The organism is Buchnera aphidicola (Aphis fabae), from assembly GCF_009069125.1.
In the GTDB taxonomy this organism is placed as follows: Bacteria; Pseudomonadota; Gammaproteobacteria; order Enterobacterales; family Enterobacteriaceae; genus Buchnera; species Buchnera aphidicola_BB.
The window spans coordinates 619490-634831 of record NZ_CP042427.1; the positions used below are offsets into that span (position 1 = coordinate 619490).

Consider the following 15342-nt stretch of genomic DNA (forward strand, 5'->3'; position numbering starts at 1 on the left):
ATTTTTTAAAAACTATTTTTTTCGTTAGGAAAAATACCTTTTTTCACTTCATAAATATATGCTTTAATTGCATTTTGAATACTTCCATTTTGAGAAAGAAAATTTTTTGTAAATTTTAGTTTTTTACCCTCAGTAATTCCTAATAGATCTTGCATTACTAGTATTTGTCCATCGGTGTAATTTCCAGCTCCTATTCCAATTACTGGGATAGACAATCTTTCAGTTATTATTTTTGATAATTTTGCAGGAACGCATTCTAATACTAGCATTTTAATTCCTGCATCTTCAAGTAATAAAGCTTCTTCTATTATTTTACTTGCGTCTTTTTCAGTTTTTCCCTGAACCTTATATCCACTTAAATAGTTTATATGTTGTGGAGTAAGTCCTATATGTCCGCATACTAATATTGAATGATTCGATAATTCCTTAATAATATGAATTAAGTTTTTTCCACCTTCTATTTTAATCATATTAGCACCGGATTGAATAATTTTAGAAGTATTTTTTAATGCTTGATTTATTTGGTAATAAGACATAAATGGCAAATCAGATATTAAAAAAACATTTGGAGCACCTTTTCTTACTGCTTTTGTATGATATTCAATATTTTGAACTGTAACAGGTATTGTTGAGTTATGACCTTGAATTGTCATACCAAGAGAATCTCCAACAAGTATAATTGGGATTCCTTGGTTTGCAAATAACTTGGCAAAACTAAAATCATAAGCTGTAATTGCAGCGAATTTATTTTTTTCATTTTTCCAATTCTGTAATGTAGAAATATTAATAGATTTCATCTTTAATCCGATTTTTAATAAGTTAATTTGAATATAAATTAATTAAAAGGATACTCGAGATAATTTAATGTATCAATCGAATATCCTAATCTATATGACTAACCAGCCATTTGTTTTTCTCTAATTTCTGCTAATGTTTTACAGTCAATACATAAACTTGCAGTTGGTCTGGCTTCTAAACGACGTATTCCAATTTCAATTCCACAAGAATTACAATAACCAAAATCATTATTTTTTATTTTTTTTAAAGTTAGTTCAATTTTTTTTATTAATTTTCGACTTCTATCTCGGTTCCTTAGTTCTAAACTAAATTCTTCTTCTTGTGCTGCTCGATCAATGGGATCTGGAAAATTAGTCGATTTATCTTGTATATAGAGTAGAGTATGATTGATTTCAAATTTTAATTGATGTTTCCATGTTTCAAGAATTTTTTTAAAATGTAACATTTGACTTTCATTCATATATTGTTCGTCTATTTGTTTTTGATAAGGTCTTAATCCAGCTATAGAAAGAACATTTAAAGAAGATTTTTTTTTTTGTTTTTCTTTTTCCATAGTGTTTTCCTAGTAAAAAATTTTAATGTATAAATTTTAAAAAAATATTCTTCTTTAGAAGAATAAGTATATATTATAAATAATCTATAAATATTTTTATATGTAATATATTTTATTTTTTTACAAATAATTTTTATATTGAGTACAATATTTTTAGAAAATTATTAAAAACTAATTTTAACACAAACTTTAATTAAATATGTTTTTATACAGTTATAGGTTTACTTAAATTAATATTTATTTTAACTATTAATTTATTAATAAGGAAAATTTTAAATAATGGAAAAAAAAATAAAAAAATTTGCTTTAGGAGTAGAATATAATGGAGAATATTATCATGGTTGGCAATGTCAAAAAAAACATCCTTCCGTTCAAGAAGAAGTAGAACAATGTTTGTCTAAAATTGCAAATCATAAAGTCGATGTTATTTGTGCTGGTCGAACTGATTCTGGTGTTCATAGTATAGGGCAAGTAATTCATTTTCAAACTACTTCTATTCGAAGTACATATGCTTGGACAGTAGGTGTAAATACTTATTTATCTAAAAATATTTCAATTACATGGGTTAAGGAAGTTCCTGAGTATTTTAATGCGCGTTATAGTGCTATCAGACGTACTTATCGTTATATAATATATAATTCTGTTTGTCGTTCTAGTATTTTATATAAAAAATCAAATCATGTTTACAAAAAGTTAAATGTTTTAAAAATGAATTCTGAAGCACAACATTTATTAGGAGAACATGATTTTTCTTCTTTTCAAGCCTTAGGTTGTCAATCTTATTCAGCTCGAAGAAAAATAACAAAAATAAATGTTTATCGCATAAATAATTTAGTTATGATTGATATTACAGCAAATTCTTTTTTATATCATATGGTTCGAAATATAGTTGGTTCTTTAATTCAAATTAATTCTATTAACCAAGAAAATATTATGAAAAATTTATTAAAAAAAAAAAATAGAAATTATGCAGGTCCTACTGCTCCTGCAAAAGGTTTATATTTATTATATGTTCAATATCCTAAATGTTTTAACTTACCAGTATTTGAAGATATTTTTTTTAAAATAAAAGAATGATTTTTTAAATAAAAAATAAATTTTAAAAGTGTATTTAAGTTTTTAAATCAAATATAATTTTTTAATAATAAGATGTTTAATTAATAAGGTCTTTAGTGTATATGAATAAAAAAAAAATAAAATCATTAGGACAAATTTTTATTCTAATATTGATTTTAATAATTTTTTATGGTTTTTTTTTATACATGAAGATAAGCCATTTAATCAATGGTAAAGTATGGCATTTTCCTACTTCAATATATAGTAGAATAATAAATTTAGAACCAGGAAGTTTGTTTTCTCAAAAAGAAATTGAAACATTTTTAAAGAATACAATGTATAGAAAAGTTGATAGAATTATGCTTCCTGGTGAATATAGTATACAAGATAATAATATAGAATTTATACGTCGTGCTTTTAATTTTCCTGATATTAACGAAAGTGAACTTCATGTAAAATTAATTTTTAACACAAATTATTTATTAAAAATTAAAAATCTTGAAAATTATCGTGATTTTAATTTTTTCCGTTTAGAACCAAAATTAATTAGTATGCTAAACTCTTTTAAAGGGAAAAAACGTATTTTTCTTCCTCGATCTAAATATCCTATGATTTTAATTAAAACATTATTAGCAATTGAAGATAGAAATTTTTATAAACACGATGGAATTAATATATCATCTATTATTAGAGCTTTATTTGTTAATATTATGGCAGGTAAAACAATACAAGGAGGTAGTACTCTTACCCAACAATTAGTGAAAAATCTTTTTTTAACAAATACTCGTTCGGTATGGAGAAAAATGAACGAGATGTATATGGCATTGATTTTAGATTGTTTTTATGAAAAAGATCGTATTTTAGAATTATATTTGAATGAAGTATATTTAGGGCAAGATGGTAATGAACAAATTCGAGGTTTTCCACTTGCTAGTCTTTATTATTTTGGTCGTCCAATTGATGAATTGAATTTAGACCAATATGCTTTGTTAGTAGGTATGGTGAAAGGAGCTTCTTTATATAACCCTTGGAGTAATCCGGAAATTGCTTTAAATAGAAGAAATTTAGTTTTATTAACTTTATATAATACAGGATTAATTGAGCAAAAAATTTATATTAAATTATCTAAAAGACCGTTAAAAATTCATCCGAAAGGATTCATGATTTCAGATCATCCTGATTTTTTGCAACTTGTTGAGATGGAAGTAAAACAAAAATTAAAGAAAAAAACTAAAAGTTTTTCAGGTTTAAAAATATTTACTACTTTAGATTCTTTATCTCAAAATTCTATTGAAAAATCTGTTAGAGTTGGTGTTCCTATACTAAAAAAGAAAAAAAAATTAAAAGATTTAGAAATCGCAATGGTTGTAGTAGACAAATCTAATGGTGAAATTAATGCACTTGTTGGTAGTTCTCATCCAACATTTTCTGGTTATAATCGTGCTTTAAAAGCCCGTCGTTCTATTGGTTCTTTATCTAAACCTGTTATTTATTTGAAAGCTTTATCTAATCCAAAAAAATATCATTTAAATACTTGGATATCCGATGATCCTATTGCAATTAAATTAGATAATGGTAAATATTGGATTCCAAAAAATAATAATAATCAATTTAACGGACGGGTAATGCTTTTGGAAGCGTTAATTAACTCTATTAATATACCTATAGTCAATCTAAGTATTGATATAGGTTTAAACTCATTAATAGAAAATTGGATTCATTTAGGTGTTTCTAGAAAATATTTAACTCCTTTCCCCTCAATGTCATTAGGATCTATTAATTTAACACCTATTGAAGTTGCTCAGGTTTTTCAAGTAATTTCGAATGAAGGTTATAAATCATTATTATCTTCAGTTAGATTTATTGTTTCTGATGATGGAAAAATATTATATCAAAGTTTACCACAATCTAAAAACATAGCTTCTTCTGAGGCAGCATACTTAACATTATATGCCATGCAAAAGGTTGTAACTTCTGGAACAGCTAAATCTTTAGGAGCTTTATTTAAAAATTTTTCTTTAGCTGGAAAAACTGGTACTACAAATAACTTAGTAGATAGTTGGTTTGTAGGGGTGGATGGAAAACAAATTGTAGTTACTTGGATAGGACGAGATAATAATAAATCAACTAGATTATATGGTTCTTCTGGTGCAATGCAAGTATATCAAAAATATCTTGAATATCAACATCCAAGGCCATTAATATTAAATCGTCCTAAGAATATTCGTGTATTTTATATGAATAATCATGGGAAATTATTTTATAAAAAAAATAATGAATATACAGAATCTATACCAATATGGTCTTTAAATACTCAAAATTTATATACTAAAAATATATATTTAAGAAGTCATTCTAGAAAGAATAGTAAACACAAAAAAAATTTTTTATTTTGGATAAAAAATTTTTTTACATAAGAACTTAATCCTAATTAATAAATTTAATATTAAATAGATATTTAAAAGTAAATTAATTTATTTATTATAAATTATATAAATATTATTAATTTGTAATAAAAATATAATTTGAGAATTGTAATATGTTAATTAAATTTTTAAAAAAAATTTTTGTAAATTATAATGATCGTGTTTTAAAAAAATATAATAAAATTGTTTCTGAAATCAATTATTTAGAAAAAACTTTTGAAAAATTTTCAGATATACAGCTTAAAGAAAATACAAAATTATTTCAATTACGATTAAGTAAAGGAGAACATTTAAATAATTTATTAGTAGAATCTTTTGCTACAGTTAGAGAAGCAAGTAAACGTGTGTTTAATATGCGTCATTTTGATGTTCAAATTCTTGGTGGAATAGTTTTAAACAAGCAATGTATAGCGGAGATGAGAACAGGAGAAGGAAAAACTTTAACATCTACTCTTCCTGCTTATTTAAACGCTTTATCTGGTAAAGGTGTTCATATAGTAACAATGAATGATTATCTAGCAGAACGAGATGCTAATAAAAACACTCCATTATTTGAATTTCTTGGCTTGTCAGTTGGATTAAATTTATCTGAAATGTCTTTTACTCAAAAAAAATATGCATATTCTTGTGATATTACTTATGGTACAAACAATGAATATGGATTTGATTATTTACGTGATAACATGATTTTTTCTAGTGAAGATCGAGTTCAACGTCAATTAAATTATGCAATAATAGATGAAGTGGACTCAATTTTAATAGATGAAGCTAGAACACCTTTAATTATTTCAGGTCCTTCAGAAGATAGTTCTTTTTTATATAAAGAAATTAATAAAATAGTGCCCTTTTTAATTGCTCAAAAAAAAGAAGACTCTGATGATTTTCAAGGTCAAGGTCATTTTTCAGTAGATGAAAAATCAAAACAGATTTATTTAACTGAAAGAGGATTAATTAAAATTGAGAAATTATTAATCACTAAAAGATTAATGAAAAAAAATGAATCACTATATTCTTCTAATAATATTATCTTAATGCATCATATTATATCGGCTCTACGTGCTCATAAATTATTTATTCGAGATGTAGATTATCTGATAAAAAATAATAGTGTAGTAATTGTAGATGAACATACAGGTAGAACTATGCCGGGAAGAAGATGGTCAGATGGATTACATCAAGCAATAGAAGCTAAAGAAAAAGTTTCTATAAAAAATGAAAATCAAACTTTAGCATCTATTACATTTCAAAATTATTTTCGTTTATATAAAAAAATTGCAGGTATGACAGGTACTGCAGAAACTGAGGCATTTGAGTTTAATTCTATTTATAATTTAGATACGATTGTTATACCTACAAATAAACCAATGATAAGAGAAGATATGCCTGATTTAGTTTATATGACCGAAAAAGAAAAAATATATGCTATTTTACAAGATATTCAAAATTGTATTCAAAGAAATCAACCTGTTTTAGTTGGAACAGTATCTATTGAAAAATCAGAAGTGATTTCAAGAAAATTAAAAGAATTTAATATTAAACATAGCGTTTTAAATGCAAAGTTTCATGCGCAAGAAGCAGAAATTATAGCTCAAGCTGGAAAACCTAAGTCAGTCACAATTGCTACTAATATGGCGGGCAGAGGTACTGATATAGTTTTGGGTGGTAGTATAGATTTAGAATTGAATAAGAAAATGTCTTTAAAAGAAATTGAAATAATTAAAGGGAAATGGAAAAAAGAACATGATTTAGTCGTATCATCCGGAGGTTTACACATCATTGGTACTGAACGTCATGAATCACGTCGTATTGACAATCAATTACGAGGACGTGCAGGTCGTCAAGGAGATAGCGGTTCTTCTCGTTTTTATTTATCCATGGAAGACTCATTAATGAGAATTTTTATATCTGAAAAAATTATTAATATGATGCGAAAATTAGGACTTTCTACTAATGAAGCTATCGCACATCCTTGGGTTACTAAAGCGATTGAAAATGCTCAAAAAAAAGTAGAAAATCGAAATTTTGATATTAGAAAACAACTTCTAGAATATGATGATGTTTATAATGAACAACGTCGTATAATTTATTCTCAACGTAATAAATTAATTAATTCAAACGATATTAAAAAAATTATTAATGATATTTTAATAGATGTATTAAACAATACTATCAAAAGATACATAAGTAAAAACATTGAAAAAGATCATTGGAAAGTTGTAGATTTAGAAAAAAAATTAAATATTGAATTTAATATATATATATCAATTTCAGATTGGATGAAAAAAGATTCTAATTTAAATGTAAACAATATTATAGAAAAAATTATTAATATTGCACAAAAAAACTATGAAGAAAAAGAAAATTTAATAGGTCATTCTAATATTAGAATGATAGAGAAGTCTATTATGTTACAAACATTAGATGATCTTTGGAAAGATCATTTATCAGCTATGAATTATTTAAGACAAGGTATTCATCTTCGTGGTTATGCACAAAAAGATCCTAAACAAGAATACAAAAGAGAATCTTTTAATATGTTTTCTGACATGTTAGAATTATTAAAGTATGAAGTTATATCTTTTCTTAGTAAATTAAATATATCTTATACAAAAAAACATTTTAATTTTAAAGATAATTTAAATAAACCATTAGATGATATTAAAATTGGAAGAAATACGTTATGTTTTTGTGGTTCTAATAAAAAATATAAATACTGTCATGGTATTTTATAATTTTAATTTAAGTTATATTTTATGAGTTATATAAAAATAGCAATTGGAGTTATTTTAAAACAGAATAAAGTTTATATTACTAAAGCAAATAAAATTAAATATAATTCAAATATTTGGGAATTTCCAGGTGGTAAAGTTAAAAAAAACGAATATATTACATGTGGATTAAAACGTGAATTACTAGAAGAAGTAGGAATAAGAATATTAAAATTTAATTTTTTTCAATATAAAAAAATTTTTCATAAAAAAATAAAATTATATTTTTTCTTAATCAAAACATGGAAAGGAACAGCATATAGTATAGAAGGATATAAATATTGTTGGGTTGATTTAAAACAATTAAAATCTTTTAAATTTCCAGCTTCTAATTTATTTGTTATAAAAAAATTAAAAAATATTCTCTGAAAATTAATATTAATTAATATAATTTAGTTAAATAATTTTTTTTAAAAATTTGTATTTTATTTTTTTTTTTTAAGTTCATTTTGATTAAATAAATATGTATAAAAATAATTTAAATAATGAACATATGCATCTAATTTTTTTATAGTCTTATTGTTGTTAAAAATAATATCATCTGAAATTAAAATTCTTTTGTTTCTACTAGTTTGTTGAGCAATCATATTTTTTGCTTGATATTGATTAATTTTATCTCGTATGATTATACGTTTTATTTGAGTTTTTATAGGTGTATCAACTACAAGAATACGATGTGCTATTTTATCTAGTTTTTTTTCAATAAGTAATGGAACTACCCATAAGCACCAAATTGAACTTACTAATTTTATTTGTCTTTTGCTTTCTTTGTAAATTTCAGGAATTAATCTATCTTCTAACCATATTTTTTTTTGCTTATCATTAAAAATATATGTTTTAAGTAATCTTCGGTTTATTGATTGATTTGAGTTTAATATGCTATGTCCAAACTTTTTTTTAATAGAATTAAATATTTTTATATTTTTTTCTATTAGTTTTTTCCCTATAATATCAGTATCAATAACATTTATACCTATTTTTTTAAAGCTATTAGAAATAGTAGTTTTTCCGCTACCAATGCCTCCAGTAAGTGCTACAATATAAGTCATAATTATTTCTATTTAAGTTGATAAAGTTTAAGTATATAAAAATTTTTATTATATTAACAAATAGATATCTATATTATATACTTTTTATTATTTATAAGGATGTTAATTTTATGCGTATTGAAGAAGATATTAAACTAGGTTTTAAAGATGTTTTAATTAGGCCTAAGCGGTCTACTTTAAAAAGTCGTTCTGAAGTTGATCTTATTCGTATTTTTACTTTTAAATATTCCGATCAAAAATGGTCCGGTATACCGATTATTGCTGCAAATATGGATACTATTGGCACCTTTCAAATGGCTTTGTCTTTATCAAATTTTAATATTTTAACCGCAATACATAAATATTATTCTTTCGATGAATGGAAAAATTTTATTAATACATCTTCGGAACAAGTATTAGAACATGTTATTGTATCAATTGGAACATCTGATTTAGATTTTTTAAAAATTCAAAAAATTTTATCACTATCTTCTAAATTAAAATATATTTGTATTGATGTTGCTAATGGTTATTCTGAACATTTTGTTTGTTTCTTAAAAAAAGTAAGAAATGCATTTCCTAATAAGATTATCTGTGCTGGAAATGTTGTTACTGGTGAAATGGTTGAAGAATTAATTCTATCTGGTGCTGATATAGTTAAAGTTGGAATTGGACCAGGTTCAGTTTGTACTACAAGAGTGAAAACAGGTGTAGGTTACCCTCAACTTTCAGCTATTATAGAGTGTGCTGATGCTGCACATGGATTAAATGGACAGATTATTAGTGATGGAGGTTGTATTGTTTCTGGAGACATAGCCAAAGCTTTTGGAGGTGGTGCAGATTTTGTAATGTTAGGAGGAATGTTATCAGGACATTATGAATGTTCAGGAGAAATTATTAAAGAAAATTTAAAAAAGTTTATGTTATTTTATGGTATGAGTTCTGCTTCTGCAATGCAACGTTATTCTGGAAAAATTAGAAGATATCGTGCTTCAGAAGGTAAAACGGTAAAAATACCTTTTCGTGGAAACGTTGATATAACTATACGTGATATTTTAGGTGGACTGAGATCTTCTTGTACTTATGTAGGAGCACAAAAGTTAAAAGAGTTAACTAAAAGAACTACGTTTATAAGAGTTAATGAACAAGAAAATTGTGTTTTTAATAATTTTACGTATTAATATAAATTATATTATATATATTATTTTAAAAAATTTAAAATAATAAAATCAATAAAATTAATTATTTTATAGTTAATTTTATTGATTTTTTTTAGAAATTAATAATTAATTATTTTATAAAAAAAGATAAGAAATTTTATCATTGAAAATAATATATAAGGAACTTATACCATGTCAGAAAATTTATATGATGACGTGGATCCAATTGAAACTAATGATTGGGTACAATCAATTGAATCTGTTATTCAAAAAGAAGGTCTTAAAAGAGCTCGTTTTTTAATTGAAAAAGTTTTAAAACAATCTAAAATAAATAAATCAGATTTTTTTAAATGTTTTTTTACAAGCGATTATATTAATACAATTAATGATGAAGATGAAATTGAATATCCTGGAGATTTAATTCTAGAAAAAAAAATTCGTTCTGCCATTCGTTGGAATGCTATTATGATGGTATTACGTGCATCAAAAAAAAACTTAGAATTAGGTGGACATTTATCTTCTTTTCAATCATCTGCAACTATATATGAAGTTTGTTTTAATCATTTTTTTCGTGCTAGAAATAATTACGATGGAGGTGATTTAGTATACTTTCAAGGTCATATTTCTCCTGGTATTTATGCGAGATCATTTTTAGAAGGTCGTTTATCTAAAAAACAACTCGATAATTTTAGACAAGAAGTTGATGGTAATGGATTATCTTCTTATCCTCATCCTAAATTAATGCCTAATTTTTGGCAATTTCCTACTGTGTCTATGGGGCTAGGTCCTCTTTGTTCTATTTATCAAGCGAAATTTTTAAAATATCTTCAAAATCGTGAATTGAAAAATACCTCAAAACAAACAGTTTATGCTTTTTTAGGTGATGGTGAAATGGATGAACCTGAATCTAAAGGAGCTATTTCTATTGCAGTTCGAGAAAAGTTAGATAATTTAATTTTTATAATAAATTGTAATTTACAAAGACTGGATGGTCCCGTTATAGGTAATGGTAAAATTGTAAATGAATTAGAAAGTTTTTTTTATGGTGCAGGATGGAAAGTAATTAAAGTAATATGGGGTGGGAAATGGGATAGTTTGCTCAAAAATGATAAAACTGGAAAGCTAATCCAATTAATGAATGAAACAATAGATGGAGATTATCAAACATTTAAATCAAAAGATGGCGCTTATGTGAGAAAACATTTTTTTGGAAAATATAAAGAAACATTGGAATTAGTTAAAAATATGACAGATGAAGAAATATGGAATTTAAATCGAGGAGGTCATGATCCTAAAAAAATGTTTAATGCAATAATAAAAGCAAAATCAACCAAGGGGAAACCCACAGTTATTTTAGCGCATACTATCAAGGGATATGGTATGGGCAATATTGCAGAAGGTAAAAATATTGCGCATCAAATAAAGAAAATAAATATTAATGGAACTATCTATATTAGAGATCGTTTTAATATTCCTATATCTAATGAGGAAATTGAAAAATTACCTTATATTACGTTTGAAAAAAATTCTAAAGAATATTGCTATATGCAAAATCAAAGAAAAAATCTAGGTGGTTACATTCCATTTCGTTTATCTAAATTTACAAAGAAATTAAATTTGCCAAATTTAATCGATTTTAAATCATTATTAGAAGAACAAACTAAACATATTTCTACTACAATTGCTTTTATTCGAGTTTTGAACTTAATTCTAAAAAACAATTCTATTAGGAATTTAATCGTTCCTATTATTGCTGATGAAGCGCGTACTTTTGGAATGGAAGGCTTATTTAGAAAAATTGGGATTTATAGTTCTAATGGACAAAAATATATTCCTCAAGATCGTGAACAATTAGCATATTACAAAGAAGACAAAAAAGGACAGATATTACAAGAGGGAATTAATGAATTAGGAGCTGCTTCGTCTTGGCTTGCTGCAGCAACTTCTTATAGTACTAATGATTTTCCTATGATTCCGTTCTATATTTATTATTCAATATTTGGTTTTCAACGAATCGGAGATCTTTTTTGGGCTGCAGGAGATCAACAAGCAAGAGGTTTTTTAATTGGAGGTACATCTGGAAGAACCACTTTAAATGGAGAAGGTTTACAACATGAAGATGGTCATAGTCATATACAGTCTTTAACAATACCTAATTGTATTTCTTATGATCCTGCTTTTGCTTATGAGGTTGCAGTTATTATACAAGATGGATTAAGAAGAATGTATGGTCCTCTTCAAGAAAATATATATTACTATATTACTACAATTAATGAAAATTATTATATGCCAGCTATGCCAAAGGGTGTAGAAGAAGGCATTTGTAAAGGAATTTATAAATTAAAAACATTGTATGCTACTGGATTAAAAATACAATTAATGGGTTCTGGAGCTATTTTACGTTGCATATGTGAGGCTGCTGAAATTTTATCTAATGAGTATTATATAACTACTGATATTTATAGTGTCACTTCTTTTACAGAATTAGCAAGAGATGGTGAAGAATGTGAAAGATGGAATATGTTACATCCAAATCAAAAAAAGAAAATTGCTTACATAAAAAAAATTATGAACTCAGCTCCTGCTATTGCTGCTACTGATTATATGAAATTATTTGCAGAGCAAGTACGTAATTATATCCCATCACGAGAATATTATGTCTTAGGTACAGATGGTTTTGGACGATCAGATAGTCGTGAAAAACTTCGAGATCATTTTGAAGTTAGTGCACACTATATTGTATTAGCTTCGTTAAATTTATTGGCTAAGTTGAATAATATAAATCAACAGGTAGTAGAAGAAGCAATTATTAAATTTAATATCAATGCAGATAAAATTAATCCACGTTTAGCTTGAGGGGTGAAATAAAGTGCATATTGAAGTTAAAATGCCTGATATTGGTTTAGATGAAGTGGAAGTAACAGAGATATTAGTACAATTGAATGAAGAAGTAACAATAGAACAAGGTTTAATAACTGTTGAAGGTGAAAAATCTTCTATGGAAATACCTTCTCCTATATCTGGTATAGTAAAAAAAATTAACGTAAAAATTGGAGATAAAGTATCTACTGATACTATTATTATGATTTTTATAACTAATATTATTAATTCGAATGTTCATAAAAAAGAAAATATTAATATTCCCAAAGTTAAAACATCGACGATTGATATTAAAAAAAATATAGTACATGCAACACCATCAGTAAGACGATTAGCACGTGATTTAAATATTAATTTAAATAATATTTTAGGTTCTGGTCGAAAAAATCGTATTTTAAAAAATGATCTTGAGTTATATACAAAAAATACTTTTAATAATTTAAATAAATTAAAAATAGAAAAAGTTAAAATAGATATTTTACAAAAAACTGTTGGTGATAATTTATATAATAATTGGGTAAATATACCTCATGTAACACAGTTTGATGAGATAAATATTACTACATTAGAAGAATTTCGAAAACATTATAATGATGAAGAACGTAAAAAAGATAATAATTATACTAATATTACTATATTAATTTTTATTATAAAAGCAGTATCACATGCATTATTAAATTTTCCAATTTTTAATAGTTCTTTATCTTCAGATAAAAAAACAATTATTTTCAAAAAATACGTTAATATTGGTATTGCTGTGGATGTTAAAAACGGTTTGCTTGTTCCAGTATTAAAGAATGTGGATAAAAAAAGTATTATTAATTTATCATCTGAATTAACATCACTTTCTGGAAAAGCACGTAACAATAAATTAGATAAATTAGATATGAAAGATGGTTGTTTTACCATTTCTAACTTAGGAGGTATTGGAGGATATTGGTTTACACCAATTATTAATTCTCCAGAAGTTGCAATTCTTGGAGTTTCCAGATCAGTCATTAAACCAATTTGGAATGGTATAAAATTTATTCCATCTCTAATATTGCCTTTATCTTTATCTTATGATCATCGTGTTATTAATGGAGCAGATGCAGCTCGTTTTATTGTTTTTCTTAAGAAGTTATTATCTGATATACGATTTTTAGTTATGTAATTTTATATTGATCAAATATCTTTTATAAAATTAATTATTAAAGAGGTTTATATGCATCAAAAAATTCAAGCAGAAGTGGTTATTTTAGGATCAGGACCTGCTGGTTATTCTGCAGCTTTTCGATGTGCTGATTTAGGTTTAGATACAGTATTGGTAGAACGTCATAAAAAATTAGGTGGTGTTTGCTTAAATGTAGGGTGCATTCCTTCAAAATCTTTATTACATATAGCAAAAGTAATAAAAAATGCTGATGATTTATCTAAAGCAGGTGTTTTTTTTAACAAACCTTCTATTGATATTAAAAAAATTCAAGATTGGAAAAATCATATTATTAGTAAATTGACAGACGGTTTATATAATATCAGCAAAAAAAGAAATATAAGATTTATTCAAGGAAAAGCTTATTTTGAGAGTGATAATAATATCATTATAGAAAATAATCAGAATAAATTTGATGTATCTTTTAAAAATGCTATTATTGCCACGGGTTCTAATCCAATTAAAATACCTTCTTTCCCAATTGAAGATAATAGAATTTGGGATTCTACAGATGCTTTATCATTAAAAAATATTCCTAATCGTTTTTTAATTGTAGGAGGAGGAATTATTGGTTTAGAAATGGCAACAATATATAGTTCATTAGGATCAACTGTAGATATTGTAGATCGTTTTAATGTATTTCTTCCTTTAATTGATCAAGATATTTCTGAAATGTATATTAAATCAATTAATAAAAAATTTAATATATTTTTAAATACACATATTACAACTGTAGAATCAAAAGAAAACGGTTTAATTGTTTCTATGGAAGGTGATAATACAAGTCATAACATTTGTTATAATAATATATTAATTGCAATAGGACGTACTCCTAATACTAAAGATTTAGAATTGGATAAAATTGGTGTAAAATTAAACGATTCTGGGTTTGTTAAAGTGGATAATCAATTAAGAACCAATATATCTAATATTTATGCAATTGGTGATGTTACAGGTTTTCCTATGTTAGCTCATAAAGCTATTCATGAGTCACATATTGCTGCTGAAGTAATTTCTGGCAAAAATCATTATTATGAACCGAAAGTAATTCCTTCTGTAGCTTATACTGACCCTGAAATTGCTTGGGTGGGTTTGAATGAAAAAGATGCTATAAAGTCAGAAATTGATTATGAAGTTGGTATTTTTCCTTGGAATGCTTCTGGAAGAGCAAATGCTTCAAATTGCACAATAGGAATGACAAAATTAATTTTTAACAAAAAAAATAATCAAATTATTGGTGGAGCTATAGTAGGTGAAAATGCCGGGGAATTAATTAATGAAATTACACTCGCGATTGAAATGGGATGCGATGCAGAAGATCTTTCCCTTACTATTCATGCTCATCCTACTTTAAGTGAATCAATTTGTTTAGCATCACAAACTTTTCAAGGAACAATAACAGATCTATTAAATTCAAAAAAAAATATTATTGGATAACATTTAACATCGTTCTTTTAGAACAAGAAAAGATTATAGAAATA

General features: G+C 25.4%; 10 protein-coding genes and 1 pseudogene. 8 read left to right on the plus strand and 3 right to left on the minus strand.

The annotated features are described in order from the left end of the window. Window positions 1-5: 5 nt before the first annotated feature. Together panB and dksA are read right to left on the minus strand one after the other, a co-directional pair. Window positions 6-797, minus strand: a complete 792-nt coding sequence (gene panB / locus FQV33_RS03050; RefSeq protein WP_158348493.1) for a 3-methyl-2-oxobutanoate hydroxymethyltransferase — start codon at window positions 795-797, stop codon at window positions 6-8. Window positions 798-895: 98 nt separating this feature from the next. Further along, on the minus strand, window positions 896-1351 hold the full coding sequence (gene dksA, locus FQV33_RS03055; protein WP_158348495.1) for an RNA polymerase-binding protein DksA: 456 nt from the start codon (window positions 1349-1351) through the stop codon (window positions 896-898). Window positions 1352-1627: 276 nt separating this feature from the next. On the opposite strand from dksA, the gene truA reads away from it, so the two are divergent. The 4 genes from truA to FQV33_RS03075 all read left to right on the plus strand — a co-directional run bounded on the left by truA (window position 1628) and on the right by FQV33_RS03075 (window position 7970). Beyond that, window positions 1628-2428 carry a tRNA pseudouridine(38-40) synthase TruA gene (gene truA, locus FQV33_RS03060; protein ID WP_158348497.1) on the plus strand — a complete coding sequence of 267 codons (801 nt, stop codon included), beginning with the start codon at window positions 1628-1630 and terminating at the stop codon, window positions 2426-2428. Between the two features lie 101 nt (window positions 2429-2529). After that, window positions 2530-4824 (plus strand): penicillin-binding protein 1B, encoded by a 2295-nt coding sequence (gene mrcB / locus FQV33_RS03065; protein ID WP_264284752.1) that lies wholly within the window; start codon window positions 2530-2532, stop codon window positions 4822-4824. Between the two features lie 122 nt (window positions 4825-4946). Next, window positions 4947-7565, plus strand: coding sequence for a preprotein translocase subunit SecA (secA, locus tag FQV33_RS03070; RefSeq protein WP_158348501.1), 2619 nt, complete (start codon window positions 4947-4949; stop codon window positions 7563-7565). Between the two features lie 21 nt (window positions 7566-7586). Further along, window positions 7587-7970, plus strand: a complete 384-nt coding sequence (locus FQV33_RS03075) for an NUDIX domain-containing protein (RefSeq protein ID WP_158348503.1) — start codon at window positions 7587-7589, stop codon at window positions 7968-7970. A gap of 13 nt (window positions 7971-7983) precedes the next feature. Here FQV33_RS03075 and coaE read toward each other — a convergent pair. Then, window positions 7984-8650 (minus strand): annotated as a pseudogene (gene coaE / locus FQV33_RS03080) (dephospho-CoA kinase). A gap of 110 nt (window positions 8651-8760) precedes the next feature. Here coaE and FQV33_RS03085 point away from each other — a divergent pair. From FQV33_RS03085 to lpdA, 4 genes are all read left to right on the plus strand, one after another. Then, a complete protein-coding gene (locus tag FQV33_RS03085; protein WP_158348507.1) occupies window positions 8761-9810 on the plus strand; it encodes a GMP reductase in 1050 nt (349 codons plus the stop codon). Window positions 9811-9981: 171 nt separating this feature from the next. Beyond that, on the plus strand, window positions 9982-12645 hold the full coding sequence (gene aceE / locus FQV33_RS03090) for a pyruvate dehydrogenase (acetyl-transferring), homodimeric type (protein ID WP_158348509.1): 2664 nt from the start codon (window positions 9982-9984) through the stop codon (window positions 12643-12645). 13 nt (window positions 12646-12658) lie between these two features. After that, window positions 12659-13822 (plus strand): 2-oxo acid dehydrogenase subunit E2, encoded by a 1164-nt coding sequence (locus FQV33_RS03095; protein ID WP_226856624.1) that lies wholly within the window; start codon window positions 12659-12661, stop codon window positions 13820-13822. 51 nt (window positions 13823-13873) lie between these two features. Next, entirely contained in the window at window positions 13874-15298 is a 1425-nt protein-coding gene (gene lpdA, locus FQV33_RS03100; protein ID WP_158348511.1) for a dihydrolipoyl dehydrogenase, read from the plus strand. Window positions 15299-15342: the final 44 nt, after the last annotated feature.